This is a genomic window from Maribacter sp. UH1 (genome assembly GCF_056839145.1).
On record NZ_CM166387.1, the window covers coordinates 1,465,234 to 1,489,633 of the forward strand.

13 protein-coding genes are annotated in these 24,400 nt (G+C 35.5%); 10 read left to right on the forward strand and 3 right to left on the reverse strand.

All coding sequences use genetic code 11. From position 1 onward, the window contains the following. Position 1: 1 nt before the first annotated feature. Entirely contained in the window at positions 2 to 1,612 is a 1,611-nt protein-coding gene (locus UH1x_RS06425; RefSeq protein ID WP_482625824.1) for a RagB/SusD family nutrient uptake outer membrane protein, read from the forward strand. Between the two features lie 527 nt (positions 1,613 to 2,139). Here UH1x_RS06425 and UH1x_RS06430 read toward each other — a convergent pair. After that, positions 2,140 to 3,726 carry a solute:sodium symporter family transporter gene (locus UH1x_RS06430; protein WP_482625825.1) on the reverse strand — a complete coding sequence of 529 codons (1,587 nt, stop codon included), beginning with the start codon at positions 3,724 to 3,726 and terminating at the stop codon, positions 2,140 to 2,142. Positions 3,727 to 4,002: 276 nt separating this feature from the next. Between UH1x_RS06430 and UH1x_RS06435 the strand changes: the two genes are divergently transcribed. From UH1x_RS06435 to UH1x_RS06455, 5 genes are read left to right on the forward strand one after another with little or no spacing between them, the layout of a single operon-like run. Continuing rightward, complete coding sequence (locus UH1x_RS06435; RefSeq protein ID WP_482625826.1) at positions 4,003 to 7,359, forward strand: VCBS repeat-containing protein; 3,357 nt, start codon at positions 4,003 to 4,005, stop codon at positions 7,357 to 7,359. Next, positions 7,349 to 10,600: a VCBS repeat-containing protein gene (locus UH1x_RS06440; RefSeq protein WP_482625827.1), complete on the forward strand. Its 3,252-nt coding sequence runs from the start codon at positions 7,349 to 7,351 to the stop codon at positions 10,598 to 10,600. The genes UH1x_RS06435 and UH1x_RS06440 overlap by 11 nt, the downstream gene beginning before the upstream one ends. Positions 10,601 to 10,604: 4 nt before the next feature. Continuing rightward, positions 10,605 to 11,936 (forward strand): vanadium-dependent haloperoxidase, encoded by a 1,332-nt coding sequence (locus UH1x_RS06445; protein WP_482625828.1) that lies wholly within the window; start codon positions 10,605 to 10,607, stop codon positions 11,934 to 11,936. A gap of 22 nt (positions 11,937 to 11,958) precedes the next feature. Continuing rightward, entirely contained in the window at positions 11,959 to 12,858 is a 900-nt protein-coding gene (locus tag UH1x_RS06450) for a GyrI-like domain-containing protein (RefSeq protein WP_482625829.1), read from the forward strand. Continuing rightward, the gene (locus tag UH1x_RS06455; RefSeq protein WP_482625830.1) at positions 12,851 to 13,708 is read left to right on the forward strand and encodes a hypothetical protein; all 858 of its coding nucleotides are present in this window, start codon (positions 12,851 to 12,853) and stop codon (positions 13,706 to 13,708) included. The genes UH1x_RS06450 and UH1x_RS06455 overlap by 8 nt, the downstream gene beginning before the upstream one ends. A 9-nt stretch (positions 13,709 to 13,717) precedes the next feature. Here the strand turns inward: UH1x_RS06455 and UH1x_RS06460 are convergent, their stop codons facing one another. Beyond that, complete coding sequence (locus tag UH1x_RS06460) at positions 13,718 to 17,440, reverse strand: metallophosphoesterase (RefSeq protein ID WP_482625831.1); 3,723 nt, start codon at positions 17,438 to 17,440, stop codon at positions 13,718 to 13,720. 57 nt (positions 17,441 to 17,497) lie between these two features. Here UH1x_RS06460 and UH1x_RS06465 point away from each other — a divergent pair, with 57 nt between their 5' ends. Continuing rightward, on the forward strand, positions 17,498 to 18,715 hold the full coding sequence (locus tag UH1x_RS06465; protein ID WP_482625832.1) for a Pycsar system effector family protein: 1,218 nt from the start codon (positions 17,498 to 17,500) through the stop codon (positions 18,713 to 18,715). Here UH1x_RS06465 and UH1x_RS06470 read toward each other — a convergent pair. Beyond that, positions 18,704 to 21,076, reverse strand: coding sequence for a GAF domain-containing protein (locus UH1x_RS06470; protein ID WP_482625833.1), 2,373 nt, complete (start codon positions 21,074 to 21,076; stop codon positions 18,704 to 18,706). The genes UH1x_RS06465 and UH1x_RS06470 overlap by 12 nt on opposite strands. A 111-nt stretch (positions 21,077 to 21,187) precedes the next feature. Between UH1x_RS06470 and UH1x_RS06475 the strand changes: the two genes are divergently transcribed. From UH1x_RS06475 to UH1x_RS06485, 3 genes are all read left to right on the forward strand, one after another. Then, on the forward strand, positions 21,188 to 22,081 hold the full coding sequence (locus UH1x_RS06475) for a metallophosphoesterase (RefSeq protein WP_036156955.1): 894 nt from the start codon (positions 21,188 to 21,190) through the stop codon (positions 22,079 to 22,081). Positions 22,082 to 22,284: 203 nt separating this feature from the next. Further along, on the forward strand, positions 22,285 to 22,980 hold the full coding sequence (gene aqpZ / locus UH1x_RS06480; RefSeq protein ID WP_482625834.1) for an aquaporin Z: 696 nt from the start codon (positions 22,285 to 22,287) through the stop codon (positions 22,978 to 22,980). A gap of 96 nt (positions 22,981 to 23,076) precedes the next feature. Further along, positions 23,077 to 24,393: a gluconate:H+ symporter gene (locus tag UH1x_RS06485; RefSeq protein WP_482625835.1), complete on the forward strand. Its 1,317-nt coding sequence runs from the start codon at positions 23,077 to 23,079 to the stop codon at positions 24,391 to 24,393. Positions 24,394 to 24,400 lie beyond the last annotated feature (7 nt).

Sequence of the window (24,400 nt, forward strand, 5' to 3'; positions counted from 1 at the left end):
CATGAAAAATAATTTTAAAATCTTAACGCTTTCTATTCTATCGTTGGTAGGGGTTTCTTCCTGTACCGACCTAGAAATAGAAGAAACGGATTCGATAATTTCTGAAGGCTTTCAAGGGTTAGCTGATCCATCTTCAACTGTAACGAATCTTTACGGTTCACTTGCCGGGCAATATGCTGGGCAAGATAACTACTTCGCTCTTCAAGAGGTAACTTCAGATGAGCACTTAATCCCTACACGTGGTGGTGACTGGGGTGATAACGGACTTTGGAGAGTTTTACATACACATGATTGGAATGGTCAACATTCTTTCATTGTTAACGTATTTCAATTATGGAATTCGAACCAATTGCAAGCTTCTCAAGTTTTAGATTCAAGAAGTAACCCATCTACAGAGAACATTGGTGACGCAAGCTTTATCAGAGCCTACAGTATGTGGGTAATTCTTGACAATTTTGGTCAAGTCCCTTATAGAGACACAGCACTACCATCTTCATCTGTACCTGAAGTATTATCTGGACAAGCTGCTGTTGATTTTATTCTTGCAGATATTGAAACTGCAATTGCCAATGCTCCAGCTACGGCTGCCGGTAGCGGTGATCTTAACCTTAGAGCTAGTAAAGCTGCTGCTAGATATTTAAAGGCTAAAGTTCTTTTGAACAAGCATATTTATATTGGTGGATCTCCTGACTCAGGCGATATGGCCGAAGTTATTTCTTTAGTTGATGCTATTACTGCTGAAGGTTACGCTTTACAAGAAGGATATTTCGATCTATTCTTACCAGACGCGGATACTGAAACTATCTGGTCTTTAGAAGCTAACACTATTAATAAAGTGGTTATGGGACTTCATTACAACAACACTAGCATTCAAGGTGGTGGTTGGAACGGATTTAGTACTCTTGCTGAGTTTTACGACCTTTTTGAAGGAGATGCTGAATCTAATGAATTAGATGCTGACCAAAACACTGTTGATGGTCAAGAAGAGCGTAGAGGTGGTGTCCCAACTATAGGTGTAGACTTTGCTGATCAACCATACGCTTCTGAATTAGATGGATATGTAAATGGTTCTAACGTTGGTTACGGTTTCTTAATCAATCAACAATATGATTTGGACGGAACTCCTTTAGAAGATAGACAAGGTGCCCCTCTTACTTTCAAAAGAGATTTTAAAGATGGCTCAGGTGCTGTCAACTTCATCAATAATGATGAAACTACCGGTATTCGTATTCAAAAGTATGCTGCTAGAAATGGTGAAGCTTCTATAAGTCATCAAATTGTATTTAGATATGCAGATGCGCATTTAATGAAAGCTGAAGCAATGTTCAGAAGCGGTGGCGATCCTACAGCTATGATCAATGACTTAAGAACAATACGTAACACTCAAGAATTGCTAGGCACAGTTTCCGAGCAAGACATTTTGGATGAAAGAGGTAGAGAATTATACCAAGAAGCTTGGAGACGTAATGATTTAATACGTTTTGGTCAATTTGGTAGAGATTGGTTATTTAAAGCCGAAGGAACAATTAACAATGATGATTACAACGTGTTCCCTATTCCACCGGCACAATTACTTGCAAATCCTAACTTGGTTCAAAACCCAGGATACTAAGTATATATAATTTTAAGTTTAAGTTGAAAAAGCCTCCAGTTAATTTTGGAGGCTTTTTTACGTTTTATACTTTGCTGAAACAACAAAAAAAATCAAATATCTTTGAAGCTGGTGTTCTCAGATAAATAACTCAAAGTACTTCCTTTTGCAACTTTATACAAAATCAAATAAGCTATATATTGGTATTCAGAACGACAAAAAATCATCCATTAAACTGCTTTCTTCATAAGCTTATAAGACTGCAAAATAATTTACCTAGCTCCTGTAATACTATACTATATTACTTTAACTAACATTAATTAATGACAAAAAGCTTCTTTAAATTTTAGAAACTAAGCTTTTAAAACTTCCTTGTTTTATTTTATAAATTACTAATGTGTTAAGTCAAATTAAACTATTATTTCCAATACAAATAGCGCAACATTTATGTACACAAAAGTGAATAAAAAATGTTACGCTATCAATAATTTCAGAAAATAGAGCCCTCTATTTTAAGATGCAATAGCTCCCAACTTCCTTATAATATCTTATCTAAATATAATATATGTACTTACAACTATTAAGGTAATAATTAAGCCTACGGGCTTTACATATTTCCATCCCGTAATGTCTACCTCATTTGTATATTCCTGCTCATAGTCTGTTTCTCTAGGCTTCAATCTACCAATTACCAACATTAAAGTTATGGTCAAGACAAAAGTAATAGCCTGTACATGCAACATATGTGGCAACCATTCTACACCAAGTCCTCTTTGCATAAATATATAAATTACATAAACCACAACGGCAAATATTATCCCAGTTTTGGCAGCAATAGCTGGAACTCTTTTTGTTAAAAATCCAATGACGATTGCTGATAGAATAGGAATACTGTATGCCCCATTAACCTGCTGCAAGTAACCAAAAAGACCATCTGATGCATAATATAAAAAAGGAGCCAATATCATTGAAAACAGTGCAAGCATAACACCAAAACGCTTACCTACTGCAACAACTTTGGTTTCCGATGCTTCTTTATTTATGTACTCTTTATAAATATCCAAACCAAACAAGGTAACACAACTATTCAACGCACTGTTAAAAGAACTTAAAATGGCTCCAAAGAGAACAGCGGCAAAAAAACCAACCAACGTTACCGGCAAAACTGCTGCCACTAATTTAGGATAAGCCTGATCCGCTCTGTCCAACTGACCATCAAACATGTGAAAAGCTATAATACCGGGCAAAACAACAATTAACGGTCCTAATATCTTAAAGCACGCTGCAAGCATTACTCCTTTTTGACCTTCTTTTAAATTTTTAGCCCCCAATGCCCTTTGTATTATTTGTTGATTGGTCCCCCAATAAAACAGCTGTACCAGTACCATACCGGTAAATATCGTAGCAAATGGTATACTAGAAGATTCTGACCCTATAGCATTAAACTTTTCTGGATGTTCAGCTGTAAGTTTTGATAAACCCCCTAATATACTATTGTCATCGCTTATTGCATATAGTCCAAATACAGGTATCAACAGACCACCTATCAGTAAACCTATAGCATTAATAGTATCAGAAACGGCAACGGCTTTTAATCCTCCGAAAATGGCATAAATACTCCCTATAATACCAATACTCCAAACACAAACCCAAATTGTACCCCATTCAGAAATTCCCAACTTCTCGGGTAAGTCGAACATACCACTAATTGCTAAAGACCCAGAGTACAAAACAATAGGTAATAACACTATAGCATAACCACTTAAAAATAAACCTGATGTCATTGCTTTTGTTGTAGTATCAAACCTTCTTTCCAAGTACGTTGGTATAGTACTAATACCTCCTTTCAAATATCTTGGTAGCAAATAAATAGCACATATTACCATGGCAATAGCCGCCAAAGTCTCCCAGGCCATTACTAGTATCCCATCACTGTAGGCATTACCGTTCAGACCAACAATCTGCTCTGTAGATAAATTAGTTAACAGTAAAGATCCCGCTATTACTCCTGCGGTTAAACTTCTTCCTCCTAAAAAATAACCATCAGAAGTTTGTTCATTAGTTGACCTTGTTGCCAAATATGCAATTACGGCCACTAAAATGGTAAAGCCTAAAAAAGATAAAATTCCTATCATTAGTTGAGTTGTTTGTTATTTAGTCAAGGTTAAATATATTGGATTATTTCCATTACTTCTAAAAAGTAGCCACTAAATCTCATTATTCATATTAATAGACCATACCTATAACGATTTCTTTAAATTTTAACGTTGACTTTTACCAAATAAGCCTAACAAATAGTAGGTATTTGGCTATATTGCAAATTAATTTTGAAGTAACTATCACACAGGTAACTAACTCAACTTTTACAGCTTACAAAATAACTCGAAGTGCTATCTCAAACAAACCCAACAATGAACTCTAATTTGCTTAAAATAAGCTGCCTTGGTTTATTTTTATCCCTATTATACTCTTGCGACTTTAAGGAAGATGCAAATACGTTAGAAGAAAAAACAGAACCTACATTATTTACACTTTTACAGCCAGAAGAAACAGGTATTTCTTTTGTAAACAAAGTCGCTAACTCTAAAGAATTTAACATTTTTAAATACCGTAATTTCTACAATGGTGGTGGTGTTGCCATTGGTGATATTAATAATGACGGTTTAGCAGATGTTTTCTTGACAGGCAATATGGAACCTAACAAACTATTTCTTAATAAAGGCGAAATGAAATTTGAAGATATTTCAGAAACAGCCGGAATAAAAGGTAACAAACCATGGTCTACAGGTGTAGTGATGGCAGATATTGATAATGACGGATTTCTAGATATTTACGTAAGTAATGCCGGCAACATGGAAGGCAACAACCATGATAACGACCTTTATATTAATAACGGAGACGGTACTTTCACTGAAAAAGCCCATGAGTTTAATCTAGCGGAAACAGGTTTTTCCACTCATGCCTCTTTCTTTGATTATGACAAGGATGGCGATTTAGATGCCTATATTTTAAATAACAGTAACATACCAGTCAGCAGCTTAGGGTATGCAGAACAACGTGAAGTAAGAGCACAAGATTGGGAGGGCGTACCAAAAATTTTTAGAGGTGTAGGTGATATGCTTCTAAGAAATGATAACGGTAAATTCGTTGATGTTAGTGAAGATGCTGGTATTTACGGTAGCCTTATTGGCTTTGGTCTTGGGGTTATGGTCGTAGACATCGATAATGACCTATACCCAGACATCTATGTTTCTAACGATTTTTACGAAAGAGATTATTTATACATTAACAACCAAGACGGTACTTTTAGAGAAGAGGTACAAAAATGGACAAACCATTTGAGTTTATCCGCTATGGGTGTCGATATGGCCGATATCAATAACGACGGACTTACAGATATCTTCATTACAGACATGTTGCCAGAGCCTGACCAGCGTGTAAAATCTGTTATGGAATTTGAAGGCTATAATATTTTCAAACTAAAACAGAGTAAAGATTTCCACCAGCAATACATTCAAAATACATTACAGCTGAACAATGGAAATGGCTCTTTTTCTGAGATTGCGTATTACAGTGGTGTTGAAGCTACAGATTGGAGTTGGTCTGGACTTTTATTCGATATGGACAATGACGGATTAAAAGATATTTATATTACAAACGGAATTAACCATGACCTTACCGATTTAGATTTTGTTGATTTTTTTGCCAATGAAATCATTCAAAAAATGGCTTTGACCGGCAGAAAAGAGTCTATTGATTCTATCATCAATAAAATGCCTGTAACACCATTACCCAATTATGCATATCGAAACAATGGGGACATTACGTTTAGCAACTACAATAAACAATGGGGTTTTGAATTACCCAGTCGCTCTAACGGTTCTGCTTATGGAGATTTAGATAATGATGGCGATTTAGATTTGGTTGTCAATAATGTAAATATGGAGACATTCGTATATCGAAATAACTCTGAATCTCAATTAGAAAACAATTATATAAAATTAAAATTCAAGGGAAGCGATGGTAATACATTTGGAATAGGAACAGTTGCCCGTTTATATTACCCAGATAACATTATCGACCAGACCTTAATGCCGTCTAGAGGTTTTCAGTCATCAGTAGAATACCCGATGACTATAGGTCTTGGAACTACTGAAACTTTAGACTCTATTCGTATTATATGGCCTGACGATACTACTTCTAAGTTAATTAATGTAAAAGCCAACCAGACCATTACATTTAATCAAGAAGAAGCTACCGAAATATTTAAAATTAAAGAGACTGAAACTTCTACCCTTTTAAAATCGATCGATAATAATACATTCCTGACCCATAAAGAAAATAACTATATGGATTTTGACAACGAAGGTTTGATTTCTAAATCATTGGCAGAAGAAGGTCCTGGTTTAGCGGTCGGAGATGTAAATGGTGACGGTAATGATGATATTTTTATAGGTGGCGCAAAAAATCAAACCGGTGCATTATATCTTCACAATGGCAATGGCTCACTGTCTAAACCTATTGTAAAATATTTTGAAACCGAAGCACTACTAGAGGATACCACTGCTTCCTTTTTTGATTCGGATAATGATGGTGATTTAGATCTTATGGTCGGTACTGGAGGAAACGAATTAGGCATGCAGGGCACATATGGTATTCGACTTTATCTAAACGATGGCAATGGCAATTTTTCTTTAAGTAATGACAAACTTCCGAATATCAATAAAAATGTAGCGGTTGTCGCTCCGTCAGATTTTGATAATGATGGTGATATGGATGTTTTTGTAGGATCAAGAAGTGTTGTGGGCACCTACGGCGTAAACCCTGATCACTTATTCCTCTTAAATAATGGCGATGGCACTTTTACAGATGCTACAGAACGTTCTGCATACGACCTAAAAGATGCAGGAATGATAACCGATGCTAAATGGTTAGACATGAATGGTGACGGCAAGGATGACCTAGTAACCGTTTCTGATTGGGGCAGTCCAAAAATTTATAAAAACTCTGGCAGAAGGCTTAGCGATTCTAAAAGCTCTCTTGACAGCCTTAATGGATGGTGGGGTGCTGTCGAAGGTTATGATTTAGATAACGACGGAGATCAAGATTTAATTTTAGGTAATACGGGCAGTAATATTCATTACAAACCTTCACCTGGGCAACCTATGAAAATGTGGGTAAACGATTTTGATAATGATGGTACTATTGAACAAATTACCACGCAAAACTATGATGGCGGTGATTATCCTCTTCATCAAAAAAAGGAATTGACGACACAAATATTGGCCCTAAAGAAAAAGAACATCAAAGCTTCAGAGTATGCTTCTAAAACTATTCAAGAGCTATTCACAAATGACGTTATCGACAATACCATATTAAAAGAAGCAAGTATTGCTGAAACCGTAATTGCAATTAATGACGGTAATGGTAATTTCACTATCAAAATTCTACCCCCTCAAGTTCAATTCTCATGTATATGTGGCATTCAATGTTTAGATGTAAACAAGGACGGGAATCTTGATCTTGTAATGGCAGGCAATAATTTTGAATTCAAACCCCAATATTCTAGACTAGATGCTAACTATGGTAATGTTCTCCTTGGTGACGGAAAATTGAATTTTGAATGGCAAAACTATGCTGACAGTGGTTTCTTTATACGGAATGAAGTAAAACAACTACAGATTGTAAAGGATAAAAAAGGAAACGAATTTATCATCGCAGCCATCAACAATGACACACCAAAATTGTATCGATTAAATGAAGAATAGTATACTATACATATGTGTATTGGTATTTGCCATTGGTTGTAAACAAAATTCAGGGGAGTTATTTGTAAAACATTCTGCTGAGGATACGGGTATAACTTTTGAAAATACGCTTACCGAAACAAAAGACCTGAGTATTTTAGACTATCTATACTTTTATAATGGTGGAGGTGTTGCCATTGGCGATATCAATAATGATAGCCTGCCAGATATCTATTTTTCAGGTAATCAAGTAAAAAACAAGTTGTACTTGAACAAGGGGAACTTACAGTTTGAAGACATTACCGAAACAGCAGGTGTCGCTGGTAGTAGCTCTTGGAATACAGGTACAATAATGGGTGATGTTAATGGTGACGGACTTCTAGATATTTACGTTTGTGCTGTTGTTGGGTTAAACGGATTTAATGGATATAACGAGCTTTTCATAAACCAAGGAGATGCTACTTTCAAAGAAAGTGCCGCGGAATTTGGATTGGATTTTGAGTCATATAGTTCTTCTGCCGCTTTTTTAGATTATGACCTAGATGGAGATTTAGATATGTACCTTCTCAATCATGCCATACACACACAAGACTCTTATGGCAACTCCCAAATTAGACACAAACGTATCTATGAAACCGGAGACAAATTACTACGAAATGATGACGGAAAATTTGTAGATGTAAGTGAAAATGCCGGTATTTATGGTGGTGTAAATGGCTACGGTCTAGGTATTGCCGTTTCTGATTTTAATCAAGACGGATATCCTGATCTTTATATTGGCAATGACTTTCATGAAGATGATTATTATTATTTAAATAATGGTGACGGTACTTTTACGGAAAGTCTCAAAGACGCATTTGGACATACTACCCGTTTTTCTATGGGTAGTGATGTAGCAGACATCAACCATGATGGCTTACCAGACCTTATTTCTTTAGATATGTTAGCTAAAGATGAAACCGTTTTAAAGTCTTCTGAAGGTGATGATGATGTTCAAATTCAAAAACTAAAAACCGAAACTTTTGGTTATCACAATCAGTATACAAGAAACATGCTTTCTATAAACCAACCAAATGGCAAGTTTCTAGAAACAGCTTTACAGAGTGGTGTAGCCGCTACAGATTGGAGCTGGAGCGCTTTATTTGGGGATTTCAACCAAGATGGAGAACAGGATTTATATATAAGTAACGGGATTCCTAAACGTCCTAACGACCTTGATTACATTAACTATATTTCTAACGAAAATATTCGGTCAAAAATCAATAACACCAACCTTGTAGATCAAAAAGCACTGAAAATGATGCCTTCAGGTTTTATTGGTAACATGATCTTTAAAGGTGCTAAAGACCTTAAATTTATAGATGAATCTAAATCATGGATTGCACAAGACACCATTATTTCTGGAGCAACAGCTTATAGCGATTTAGATAATGATGGCGATTTAGATTTAATAACCAATAATCTATATAGCAAAGCAGAAATTCAAGAAAATACTACCAACAGTAAGCGAAATTGGCTAAAAATTAAACTGAACTACACCGAAAAAAATAAATTCGGAATTGGCACCAAAGTATTCTCGTACGCCAACGGAATTAAACAGTTTAAAGAAATGTACACCGTTCGCGGATTTCAAGCTTCTTCTGAACCCTTAATTCATTTTGGTTATGGAGACCTTGAAAACATAGACTCTTTAAAAATTGTTTGGCCAGACAGAAGCTCTCAACTGGTTGAAAATATCGCCGTTAATCAAACACTATATATTAATCCTGAAAACACTCAACCTTTTAATTATAGTTCACTAAAAAATAAAGAGAATTTACTGTTCCAAAAAACTTCAGACAATCTAGGTATAGACTATGTTCATATTGAAGATGCTTACAGTGACTATTTACGTCAAAAACTAATTCCCTATCAAATGTCAGATAGAGGTCCCGCTGTTAGTATTGGCGATTTAGACGGTGATGGAAAAGAAGATATATTCTTTGGTGGGTCAAAATATATTCCGTCGCAAATCTACATTCAAGGCGATTCTACTTTTTACTTAAAAAATTATCCGGAAATTAAAAATGATAGTATCAAGGAAGATATTGCTTCTATAATTGGCGATTTTAATTCCGATGGTAAAAATGACCTGATAATAGGTACTGGTGGTGCAGATTTTTTTAATGAAATGAAGCCGCTAACAGATTCTTATTACGTTTCAAATGATTCCATTTTTACAAAAAAAGAATTTCCTGAGTTATTCGAGAATGCATCCGTTCTTTTAAAATTAGATTATGACCATGATAATGATTTAGATATCATTGTTTGCAATCAATCTATTAGTGCAGATTATGGAAACAAACCTAACAGCTATCTTTTAAATAATGATAAAGGCAATTTTAAAGTAACCAATAATCCATTTGAAAAGTTAGGTATGGTTACCGATGCTATAGTTACAGATTTCAATGAAGATGGATGGGAAGATATTCTATTTGTTGGCGAATGGATGTCACCAAGATTCTTTCAAAACAATGAAGGGGAATTTGAAGAAATTCATCCGTTAGAAAATGAAAAAATAAATGGCTTATGGCAATCCGTAATCAATTTTGATATTGACAATGATGGTGATCAAGATTATCTTTTAGGCAATTGGGGTTTAAATACCAAATTCTCCACATCAGAAGAGCATCCTATGAAAATGTTTTATGGCGACCTTGATAAAAACGGTGCTACAGAAACTATTGTCAGCACTTACAAAGATGGCAAAGATTACCCAGTAGATGGCTTGAAAGAATTATCGAGTCAGTTGGTATCACTTCGTAAAAAATACAATACCTACAGCTCTTTTGCAGGAAAACCAATGGAAGATATACTAGGTGAAAATATGCTGCCAAACGCAGAAATTCTAAAAGTACATACCTTAAATTCTGGTTTCCTCAAAAATGAAAATGGCAAATTTACCTTTGTTCCATTTAGTTATGAATTGCAATTGGCACCGATTATGTCGTTCCTGGAATTTGACTTTAACGGCGATAATAAAACCGAAGTTTTGGCAGCGGGAAATTATTTTGGTGTTAAACCGTATCATGGCCGTTTTGATTCTTTCCCCGGAGCATTGATTAGTAGTACCAACAATGTTACCTTAGCCAATGAAATAGGACTCGATTTGACAGGTAAATCGATTAGAAGCATGAATATTTTAAACGCAAACAACAACAAATACATTTTGCTCACCTTTAATAATAAGGCTGCAGAAGTTTATAGCATACTCAAACCATAGTACAATGAAGAAGTATTTTTTAATCATAATGATAGGTGTCATACTTGCGAATTGCACCGAAAAGAAAAAAGAACCTATAATAGTATCTCCCGATCAATTACATAGTTCAATTGATCATGTAATTGATATCATGATCCATGATATTTTCTCGCCACCGGTGGCAAGTAGAATATTTGCCTACCCAAATATTGCTGCATATGAGATTGTTGCACAGGTAAATCCAAAATACAACACCCTGTCAGGTCAGTTAAAAGGTCTTACACCCATACCTGTAATTGATACGGTATCTGGTATTAACCCTCAATTATCCGCTTTAATTGCACACATGAATATTAGTAGACAACTTATTTTCTCAGAAGATAAATTCGATGTTTTACAAGATAGCCTTTTCACGCAGTGGAAATCAATGAACGAACCTGAATTTGAAGCGTCTAAAACTTACGGATTAAAAGTTGCAGAACATATTAAAGAGTGGATGAACAAAGACAATTACAGCCAAACTCGTACGATGCCTAAGTTTACTGTAAATACCGACGACCAAGCAAGATGGCAACCTACTCCACCCGCATATATGGATGGTATAGAACCGCATTGGAACAAAATTAGACCGTTCATCATAGATTCGGCTTCTCAATTTAAACCTATTCCACCACCAGCATTCTCTCTTGAAAAAGATTCTGACTTCTATAAAGAACTTATTGAGGTATATAACATCAGTAACGAAATTACCGAGAACGGAGATGAGTCTGATGAAGTTGCTATTGCCAAGTTTTGGGATTGCAACCCTTACGTTTCCGTTACAAGAGGTCACCTCATGTTCGCTACCAAAAAAATAACTCCTGGTGCACATTGGATAGGAATCACAAAAATTGCAAGCAAAAAAACCAATAGTAATTTTGACGACACAGTGTTTGCATACACCAAAACCTCAATGGCGATTGCCGATGGATTTATAAGCTGTTGGGATGAAAAATACCGAAGTAATCTAATAAGACCAGAAACTTTGATCAATCAACATATTGACGAGAACTGGAAGCCTATTTTACAAACCCCACCTTTCCCAGAATATACAAGCGGGCATAGTGTAGTATCAGGTGCCGCAGCAACTGCCTTAACCAGTATTTTTGGTGAAGATTTTAGTTTTGAAGACGATACCGAAACACCATATGGCCTACCGATAAGAAAATTCAACTCTTTTAACGAAGCTGCCGATGAAGCCGCTATCAGTAGAATGTATGGCGGAATTCACTACCGAGCTGCAGTTGAAGTAGGTGTTGGCCAAGGTAGAAAAATTGGTACGCTATTGAATTCAAAAATTAAAATGAAAAATAATTAAATTTTACACATAATAAATTATAATGAAAAAAGGCATTACCATTATAATAGCGGTCATATCTATTGCATTACTCTGGTATTTTTTCATAAAACCACAGGATTACCAAATAAGAGTTATAGCGAAGTCTAATACAGGAACAGTTAACCAAGCATTAAAATCATGGAGTAAAACACTGCAAAAATCCTCTATTCGCCAAAAAGATGATTTAGCGCATCTTGAGCAATTAATCGTTACCGGTGACTCTACTCATATCTATAATTGGACCATTACACCAACCAATGATTCAACATCTCAATTAGTTGTTGACGTTAAGGACAAGGACCACAGTTTTATGAACAAGCTGGTCGTTCCCTTTACCGATACCAACTTTGAGAAACAAGCCAGAAAAACGGTTACCGATTTTATTGAGAGTTTAAATATCCATAGAAAAGAATTTAAAGTGACTTTTAAGGGTGAGGATCATTTACCGTCTACCTATTGTGCTTGTGTTGAACACAAAACCGTTCAAAGTAATAAAGCCTTTGGTATGATGGAAAGCTATCCTTTTTTAAATTCTGTTATCGCCAGCAACGAAATTCAAGTAAATGGCGTACCTTTTATTGAAACTACCGATTGGAATATGAAGAACGACAGTATTCGCTTTAATTTCTGCTATCCTATCATTAAAACCGATTCTTTACCAATTATCAAAGACCTCTTTTATAAAGAATTTATAGGTATGAAATCTTTAAAAGCAATTTACAACGGTAATTACATGACTTCTGATAGGGCTTGGTATACCTTATTGGATTATGCAGAAGAAAAGCAGATAGAAGTAGATAGAAAGCCTATAGAGTTCTTTTTTAATAACCCTAACATGGGTGGAGACGCATTGCGTTGGAAAGCAGAAGTTTTCATGCCATTAACAGAACAAGATGAGTAAAATTATATTAGCCACATTCCTATTAATTTCTATACTTACTTCATGTTCAAACTACGGACAACTAAAAGTAATTGCAGATTTACCAAGTAGTTTATCTGAAAATTCTGGATTGGCAACTTATAATGACTCTACAATATGGGCTATTGAAGATTCCGGCAACAAGGATGAAATCTACCAGGTAAATTTTAAAGGTAAAATCCTTAAAAGGTTAGAGGTTAAAAATGGCAAAAACCATGACTGGGAAGATCTTACAATAGATACCGCTGGCAATCTTTACATTGCTGATATTGGTAACAATGCCAATGAACGCAAGAATTTAGAAATCCTAAAACTGCCAAATCCAACTATTGAACCTGGTGACAAAATAGACGCAGAAAAAATTGAACTGTACTTCCCTGACCAAAAGGATTTCCCTCCAAAAAAAGACGCCCTATTTTATGACTCTGAAGCTATTTTTCATCAAAATGGAAAAATATTTATAGTAACCAAAAACAGGTCTCATTCCTTTACGGGCGAAGCCCGTATCTACTCCGTACCAGATACCAAAGGTTCTTATGAAGCTTCATTTGTAGGTACTTTTATACCTTGTAAAGATTGGAATACATGCCGAATAACCTCAATAGACATCTCTCCAAAAGGAGATAAAATCATAGCGCTCAGTTATGGGAAACTTTTTGTCTTTACAGATTTCACTTGGGATGATTTTACCAAGGGCAACATGCAAGAAATTGATTTAGGAGCACGTTCCCAATTAGAATCGGTTTGTTTCCTTAATGACGACACCTTACTTATATCTGATGAAAAAGCACACGGAGAAGGTGGCAACCTTTACACCTATTCTTTAAAGTAACTGGTTTATCTAAAAACCGAATCCTAATCCAAAAGTAAATCTTGGTCCGTCTTCACTAGCGAAGATGGCAGTATTGATAGAAATGATATCAGAGGCATTTAAAAAGAACCCTCCGCCATACGAAGTGTGCCAACGACCAGAACTCATTTCTGGCATCCACACCCTACCATAATCAAATCCTCCAAAAAGACCCATTGCCGTTGGCAATAATCTGGTACGTTTCTTTTTTAAACTAAATCTTATATCGGTATTTTGATAGTAAGATGTTTTACCCGTAAAACGTTGATTCCTAAATCCTCGCAGGCCGTCTAGACCACCAATACTTGCTGCTTGGTAAAATTCATATTCATTACCAATATTAAAATGCGCCTTCCATTTGGTAGCCAACACCAATCTACCATTGGGTATTAATTTATAATCAAAACCTAGGCTAGGTATTATATACCCAAAACTACCACCTTCTTTTGAAAGGTTCTCTTTAAAACCTGCCTCTAATGATGATGACATTCCCAAAGTCGGGAATGCTTCATTATCTTTATTTTCATAAGAATAGGTAGCATGTGCCCCCACAAAGTCACTATTGGTCTCCTCACCATTTTGCTGGTAAAAGGTGTTTATAAATCTGTCATTGGTTTCTTCAACACTTATATTTTCATATGATAGACCTAATTTTACTTTTGCTCCCAATTGCCCTCTCCACACCAATGATGGCGAAAAATCTATTTGCCTAAGTTTAACCCTGTTGTAATCTAGCCCCAAATCATCATCAAAATTCTCTGTATTATTCCCAAATCCAAAGAAATTGATAGCAAAATTCGGACTCGTAAATCGTGCTTTTAGCTCCGCATTCCAATTCTCGAATACATGTGCAAATTCACCTTGATATTTAAAATCAAATCCGCTTGTAGCGAAATAATAAGATGCTGCAAAGGTGTGTTGCTGTGTAAAAGGATTTTGCCTAAAACCATTATAGGTATAGGTATTTACAAATCCTATTCTAACACCATCATCAGGATTAAAACCAATAGTCGGTATAATCTGATTGAAGCTATTTCTTAGCTTTAGTGGTTGATAGGTATTTAACTCATAATCATCTGACAATTTAATCTTTGCCCCTCCTGTTTCCTCAAAGGTGTTCTTCTTGCTCTTAAAGTCATACAATGCCACATTTCTTCCATCTTCAACCCTGTAAATATCATTATTATGACCACCAATAATACGAACCTTCACACCAGAATAATTAGACGGATTTTTAACTTCAAAAATATCATCATCATCTAAACCAAACACCCATAATTCTTTAGTGTCTTCCTTTGTAAACACCTTATAATAGAACATTCGTTTTTTCTTATCGCCTATATTTCTAAATACTTTTACCTCGGTCTCTTCATCATTAAACCTATTAACCTCAAACCAATCATCTTTATCTGTCCCTGCAACTACAGCATATTTATTCAATATCTGATAATACTCATTAGCAGTTTCTTGAATGTGACTTAAACGTGCAAGTAGAATTTCTTTGATTTCATCAACTGTTTCATCGCGCACTTCTACAGGAAAAGATTTAAATGCTTCATCAATATCACTAGGTTTTAAGTTTTCTTGTAAATATTTAGCCTGCGCTATCCACTGACTTTTCTCTGTTTCACCCAATAATGTCAAATCCAAAACATAGGTCATTGGAGATGAATTAAAGCCCTTTACACTTTTAATATCTTCATTAAAACCTTCCATAAGCCTTAAACCTGGTATAATACGGGTAGCTATTTTCATTAACGCCCCATCTCCCATTTTTGAGAATACCTGATCACGATCCCTAGGTATTGGTCTATATATAATTTTACCTTTCTCCTGGTTTTTAAATTCTGCCCAACGCCACTGATCCACATGACGGTCCCAGTCACCTAAAACCATATCAAAAAGTCGTGCTCTCAAATAAAGGTCTTTATCTACCTCATATTTCTCGTCATCACGAAGATCTTCAAGCATACCGTCGGTACTGGTTAAGTTATCAGAGTAACCAAAGCTTGCCAAATCTCCATGACCATCACCAGTATGTTCTTCAATCATATATAGTTCATCACCAAAGGTTTCATTATACTCTTTTAAGGCAGGCTGCTTAGGTACATAGTATAAAACGGGATTAGTATGATAAACACCTACGGCATCAGATAATTTTGCGGTAGTAAAAGGACCGTAAGGGTGAGATCCCGTATAAAAATCCTGTAATAACTCTTGAGTATACGTTTCCTTTAAATCATCTAGCACATATTGATCTTGAAAAGCCATGGATTGCAAATACAATTCCGCACTTTTTCTTAAAGCTCGCATTACATATTCTCTACCATCTTTGGCACGTAAACGCAACGATTTAGATTGGTGACCGCCACCTTTTTTAACAGGCTCAAGACCACCCATTAGCGAATCTAAATTTACCGTCGGCACTTTTACCTCTGTACCATAATATTTACGGTAACGCTCTCCCCAGATTCCTTTATAAAATCCGCTTTTGTCAATTTCATCTTCTGTATATACGGATGCTCTTACACTATCTGGAAATTGACCGGTAAATTCCCCAACATATTCTTTCTGAGTTGGCGACAAAACTTCATTGGTAAACAAAAACTCTTCATTATCATTATCGTCTACACCATAAAACCGAACTCTAGAAGAACCATCTTTATATACCTCTAAAGTGGCATACCCCATTTTACCCGTATTAAACTGAGAACCGTTCAACAACTTGGTAAAACCTTCTTTTGCACCAGAACCACTTACAATCTGCGGGGTATTATTTTCAACAATATATTGTAAGGTATGCTCATGACCAGATGCAAAAATTACGCGATCAGAATACTGTGCCAAGGTAGTTACCCTGTTCATTAATTCTCTATAACGCTTATTATTCACGTCCTCTATAGATGCTCCAGAAGTACTTCTTAAGACATTTATAAAAGTTCCTAAAACAGGCAAAGGCACCGCCATTTTTTTAGGATAAAAATGTTTTCTTAAAGAATATTGCCCACCATGCTCACCATAACTATTGGTAGGGTGGTGCATAGCAATGACGGTTGTACGATCACGGTAATCCTTAATGGCATCTTCAAGCTCCAAGAAAAACTTTTCCCTACTTTTTATATCACATTTATCATTAATATCTGGGCGTTTATCCCAATTGGTCAAATACCACTCTGAATCTATTGTTATAATTGCAACATCATCCCCTATTTCTACAACATCGATTGGACAACCATTTTCTGGTAAAAACGGATTCTTTTCTTTTTTCTTTAAAACTTTTTTAATGTAATCTTCCTCTCGTTCTAGCCCCACCAATCCCTCAGTATACCAATCATGATTACCCGGTATAAACAATGGTCTTCCTTTAAAATTATTCAATGTATTTAATTGTGCATCTAAATGATTTTTGGCGGTTCTATAGGCATTGGTAGAATCCTTTGGATCAGGTAAGCCTGCAGGATATATATTGTCTCCTAAAAAAATAGCGGTACTATTCTTATCGGCTTTATCTAACCTATCCTTAAATATCTTCAGCGCAGGATTCATTCCGCCCATGGGAGATAAACCAGCATCTCCAATTAAATAGAACGTATGAGATATATCTTTAGACTCGTTTACATCTATAGCATATTTTTCATCTACATACTTTGTCTTGTATGTAGCACAGCTAGTTATAAATATAAAAACTGATAGATATGCATAAATCTTTTTCATAGTAACGTTGTCCTCTTTAAATTTTTGTAATTTGGATAATTCTAACCAATATTTTCTATGTCAGATATCTTAGATAGTGCACAACAGTTTGTAGTTGACTTACTTACCAATCATTTGGATAAGAAGTTTTTATACCATAATCTAAGACATACCCAAAGAGTCGTTAAAAGTACTAAACAAATACTGGAATCATGTTCTCTATCCGATCAGGATAAGGAACTTCTTGTATTAGTAGCTTGGTTACATGATACCGGGTACACAAAGGGCACCGCTAATCATGAAGAAAGCAGCTGTGAAATTGCAGAAGAATTTTTAACAAAAGAAGGATACGACAAAGAAGGAATAGAGAAGGTGAAGTCTTGCATACTAGCCACAAAGTGGAATGCGAAACCAAAAAACTTAATGGACGAGATTATACGGGATGCAGATTCTTCTCATTTTGCGCAAAGCAGCTATCTTGAAACTTCTGATCTTTTACGTGAAGAACTGAAGCTGCTTGGTTTAAAAAACTATAATCAAAAAGATTGGTTAGAGCTCAATATTCAAGTATTTAGAACAGACCACCAGTATTATACGGATTACGCTAAAGAGAATTGGTTAGAGAAAAAAGACAAAAATTTAAGAAAGCTTATTAAAGACAAGAAGTCTGAAAAGAAACTTGCCAAAAAAGAAAAATTAAAAGCTCAGTTTAAAAGCGAAAGTCCAGATCGTGGTATACAGACTCTATATCGTGTTACCCTAAAAAATCATATTACCCTTAGTGATATTGCAGATACAAAAGCAAATATTTTACTTTCTGTAAATGCCATTATTATATCATTAGCGCTATCTAACCTGATACCAAAACTAGATAATCCATCTAATGATTACCTTATTTACCCAACCGTAATATTTGTATTCTTTAGTGTGGTCTCTATGGTTTTAGCAGTATTGGCGACCAGACCAAATGTTACTAGCGGTGAATTCACCAAAGAAGATGTAGCCAATAAAAATGTTAACCTTTTGTTTTTTGGCAACTTTCACAAAATGGCACTGAGCGAGTATGAATGGGCTATTCAAGAAATGCTAAAGGACAAAGATTATATTTACACCTCTTTGACCAAAGACCTTTATTTTCTTGGAGTTGTACTGAACAGAAAGTATTCTCTTCTACGTTGGACCTATACCATTTTCATGATTGGTATGATTCTTTCAGTAATAGCATTTGCCGTTTCCTTTAAATTCTTTGGTCCGGATCGTAAAATTGAGTTATTGAGCCAAGTGCTATTCTTTTAAAGCATCCATAAGATCTTCATAAGTATATGTCTTTTCAGGTTCTTGCTCTCTTTTGTAAAGAATCTCTGCACGTATTGCCTTTAACCCAGATACACCTTGCAGACCTTCTAATTCAACAATTTCTATCTTGTTGGTAAAGCAACCTTTAGATTTTAGGAACTTAATGTATCTTAAATATTCCAATTCATCCTTCTTTTGTGAATACACAATTGAAAGTACCCCTTTCTGAGTTAATCTTTGATCAGTACCTTTTATGTAAGATTTATCAATTCTCTTTTTAATTACTTCATAACGTGCGTTATACGTACCATCAACATCAAATTGTTTTTCATCCATTCTAAACCTTATGGATAAAGACGTGTTGTACACCAATATCAATGACGCAGCATCTAAAGGTACCGGTAGTTTTGGCTTTAAAGTGTAATGGGCATTTTCCATTTCGCACATTACTTGCAATTGCCACAATCTTAGATTATTAAGGTATAATGAATTGTATTCTTTGCTTTCCGAAATTGAAGAACCAATATACATATTGTGCTCTACGCCATCTGTTTTGTAACGCTCATAATAATGAGGAAACATTGCCTGTGCACTTTCTTGTCTTTTATCTATAACCGAAGAAAGCTTCTTATTGATCAATGTTACACTTTCATCATAGTTCTTTCTATGGTCATAGTAAGAACCTGTACCCATATCAATTTTAGATTCATATTTTAAAATATGCTTCTCTATATCTTTATCGGATTTTTTAAGATGTTCAAAAACAGGTGATATTTCTTCATGGACAAAATCAAAAATCGCTTGTTCACTATTCGTATAAAGCATTTCCTTTATACTTTCTAAATGATTATTTACCCTAAAAATCAGCTCTTCATAAATAGGTAAATCCCATGTTTTTACTGCAATATTCAGCACATTATCTATCTCTGAAAGCTGAATCATTAAATCTCGCTGAATAGCTAAATTTCTAGCTTGCGAAGAGTCTTTTATATCAATTTGACCAAATAAAGGATAAACTTCTTTAAAAACGATTTCTTTAAATGACGGAGATCTACCCTCTGCTTCATCTAACATGAATTTTTTTGCCTCTTCTTGAAATTTCCAATATACAGATGAATGAACAGATGTACATTCATTTTGAATTATAGCATCTATTCTATTAGTCTCTTCATTTTTTGCACGAACTACGGCAGATACAATAAATGGTAATACATCATCTAATTTTTGGGCATTTACACCGTTAAGCACACCCTTCTTTTCAGATACAATTTCCAAAACCCCCAAAAGATTGTCCTCATACGCTATTGGAGCAAATATAGCACTCTGTATACCCTGCTCCTTTAGCCCTTTATACGGATTCATATTACCTGACTGCTCTACTTTACGATCCATATCAGTAATAGTAAAATATGAATTGTGATCTATCAGCTTATCATAAGAATCTTCACATAGTGCACTTTTACAGTTCATGTGGTGCTGCCCCCCTAAAAGAAAACTATCGAATCCCATACCTGCAACCGCTTCAAACTCGTTCTTTTTAGCATCAAAAGAAGCAAAACCAACTTTGATATTTGGTAATCTAAAAAAGGACTTAAACGTTTCCTGCAGGTCATGCATGAAATTGGTAGGCTGTATGGTATCCTTGGAAATCAATTTCGTTTTAATATTCGAAATTGCCTGCTCCATCGTTACATCGAACAAGTTGGCAATTACAAACCCCTTGGATATAAAGCTTTCTGGCGGAATCTTATCCATCCAGAGTTTGATATCCGTTGGGTTAGCCAATAGTTCATCTACATCTTCTTGGGTAACCTCTTTTGATTTCTCTGTAGGTATAACATCAATAAAATCTGCATTATATAAAATACGATAATGGCGCATTACCCCATTCGCATCTGGAATATCGTAGAAATAAGGTCTACTAAAATCTAAATGATAGCCATAGTAAAAGTTTAAAACCACAACACAGCTCATGATATAATCCATATCATCACCTACGTTTCTCAACTCTGGCTCAAAATTCCTACCTGCCTCTTCTATTATTTTTTGAAAACGCTTAGAAGACTTTATGATCATATCTTGATAAGGTAACGTGGCTACCTTTATCTCATTACCACTTAAAGCTTCTGTAAATGTATCTTGTAGAATCTGATTGATAACATCTTTGTTCTTCTCTAATAAAGTAAAATCTGAAAAACCATTTCGTAGCTCCGGAAAACCTTTTTCAATTGACAAAATACGTTCAGCAGTAGCCGCTAAAAAAGGATCATCACCTTTTATATGTTCATCATACTTCTCTAGAAGTTTTTCAAAACTTATGAGGTGCTTAACCGGCATTATCTTTCTCTCGAGCTTTCCCATGGTTCAGTTAGTCTGCTAATTGTTTGTAAAGTTACAAAATATGCTAAGTTTTTTTATGGCTCTAAGCCCTATGGTTGACTGGATTTTCGGATATTTAACGAAAAATAACCCATGTCATCGGATAGTAGACTTACTAGAGCTTACAAAAACGCCAAAGTTATTCCGTTTGATGACGCTTCTAAATTCATACTTTTCAGCGATTGCCACAGGGGAGACAACAGTTTTGCCGATGATTTCGCTAACAATAGAAACATCTATTATCATGCCTTACAATTCTACCACTCACAAGGATTTGACTACTGTGAACTTGGTGATGGCGACGAACTCTGGGAGAACATACATTTCGAGTCTATTTTTGAGGCCCATAAAAATGTATTCAAGCTTTTAAAGCAATTTCATTTAGAGCAAAGATTGCATATGATTTGGGGAAATCATGATATGGTCTACAAAGATGAAGCCTATGTCAAGAAACATCTATCGAGCTATTTTGAGCCTATAGACGACAAAGACAAATCTCTTTTTGAAGGTATCAAATACCATGAAGCTCTTATTTTAAAACATAAAGAAACGCAACAAGAAGTTTTCCTTACCCACGGTCACCAGGCAGATTGGTGGAATTATAGGTTTTGGCGTGTAGGTAGATTTTTAGTAAGAATTCTATGGAAACCGCTACAAGTTTGGGGCATTGCCGATCCCACATCGCCTGCCCGAAACTATACGGAACTCATAAAAGTAGAGCGCCGCACAAAAAAGTGGATTCTAAAAAACAACTTAAAAATTACCGTTGTAGGCCACACTCATAGACCACGCTTTCCTGAGCCTGGTGATATTCCTCTTTTTAATGATGGTAGCTGTGTTCACCCAAGAAGCATTACCGGTATTGAAATTGAAAAAGGATGTATTTCATTAATAAAGTGGCAAATAAACACTACTGATGATGGCACCTTGAGAGTGGTTCGTATTTTATTAGAAGGACCACAGAAGTTGGAAGATTATATAGAATAATTATTTACCCAATAGCACTCTTCATCTCATTTTTAATTTTTCAATCGATAATTTAAATAATCATACGAAATAAGGTTTTTTTATAATAATATATCTACAAAAAATCTATTTTATCTCGAAATCTTTAAAAATTTATTTAAAATATTGTGACTTCTATAAGGTTTTGGTTTCTAAACTAATACAATCAATTAAACCTTATTAAAATGAAAAAATTTATTGCAGAATTTATCGGCACATTATGGCTAGTATTAGGTGGTTGCGGTAGTGCCGTACTCGCCGCAGGTTTTCCAGAAATGGGTATTGGCTTTGTTGGCGTTTCTTTAGCCTTTGGTTTAACCGTCGTTACTATGGCTTATGCCATAGGTCATATTTCCGGCTGCCATTTAAATCCTGCCGTAACCATTGGTGTTTGGATTGGCGGACGCTTTGAAGGCAAAGACGTATTTCCATATATCATTGCACAAGTAATGGGTGGTATTGCAGGTGCAGCTATACTCTTTCTCATAGCTTCAGGAAAATCAGATTTCGTTTTAGGCGGCTTTGCTTCTAACGGTTATGGTGAACACTCACCAGGCGGATACGGTATGACTTCTGCATTGATTATTGAGGTAGTAATGACCTTCATTTTCTTATTTGTTATTTTAGGTTCTACCTACACAAAAGCACCAAGAGGATTTGCCGGTTTAGCAATCGGACTTTGTCTTACTCTTATTCACTTGGTAACGATACCTGTTACAAATACATCGGTTAACCCTGCGCGTAGTACAAGCCAAGCTCTTTTTGTTGGAGATTGGGCTTTGGATCAACTTTGGTTATTCTGGCTAGCACCTATCGTAGGCGCAATTTTAGCTGGATTAGTTTACAAAGCTATTTCACCGGAAATGACAGATAAATTATAGTATTTTATAGATTGAGCTCATCGTATTAGATAAAATATGATGAGCTTTTTTTTTATGGTATATTTAGAGAATCAACTAAACTAACTCGATTCAAATATGCCTTTATTCATTGTTATTCTAGGAATTCTTCTCCTATTTATTCTCATCGCCAAATTTAAACTCAATGCTTTTATCACCTTTATCATCGTTTCTTTATTCGTTGGTATTGCTGAAGGTATGGAACCCATTAGCGTGGTGGACTCCATTCAGAAAGGCATCGGTAATATTTTAGGATTTCTTGTTATCATTTTAGGCCTTGGCGCTATGCTAGGCAAATTGGTTGCAGATAGTGGGGCAGCACAACGCATTACCACAAAATTAGTCGAGAAATTCGGGAAAAAGAATATTCAATGGGCTGTAGTATTAACAGGCTTTATTGTGGGTATACCCATGTTTTACTCCGTAGGTTTTGTAATTTTAGTCCCACTAGTTTTCACTATCGCCGCTGCAACTGGTCTACCCCTTTTATATGTAGGCTTACCAATGCTAGCCTCTTTATCGGTAACACATGGTTATTTACCTCCGCACCCGGCACCAACAGCACTTGCATCTATGTTTAACGCTGATATTGGGAAAACACTGTTATACGGAATCATCGTTGCCATACCCGCAATAATCGTTGCCGGGCCATTACTATCAAGAACCTTAAAAGGTATTAACGCAACACCGCTTAAAGAATTTCTAAACCCTGTAGTTTTAAAAGAAGATGAAATGCCAAGTATGGCGAATAGCATTATAAGTGCACTTTTGCCTGTTATTCTAATTGCAGTTGCTGCATTGGCACAACTTTTACTCCCTGCGGATTTCTTTCTTACCAAGATTTTAGTTTTTATGGGCAACCCGGCTATTGCAATGCTTATTGCCGTTTTAGTTGCTATTTACACTTTAGGTTTAGGTCAAGGAAAAAGTATGAAAGAGGTCATGGACTCTGTTGGTAGTGCAATTACAGGTATAACCATGGTACTTCTTATTATTGCTGGCTCTGGCGCATTAAAACAGGTATTAATAGATAGTGGTGTAAGCGAATATATTGGCGGTATTTTAGAACAATCTTCTATTTCCCCTTTAATATTAGCTTGGTTGATCGCTACAATTATTCGTGTTTGTGTAGGTTCGGCAACAGTCGCAGGTTTAACCGCTGCCGGTATTGTTCTGCCTCTTGTTCAAGGTACGGGTGTTAGTCCTGAATTGATGGTGTTGGCAATTGGATCAGGTAGTTTAATGTTATCTCATGTTAACGATAGCGGATTCTGGTTATTTAAAGAGTACTTTAATCTATCGGTTAAAGACACTTTAAAAAGTTGGACCGTCATGGAAACAACTGTTGGCGTTATGGGATTGATAGGTGTTCTTGTAATCAATACTTTTATATAAACAAATA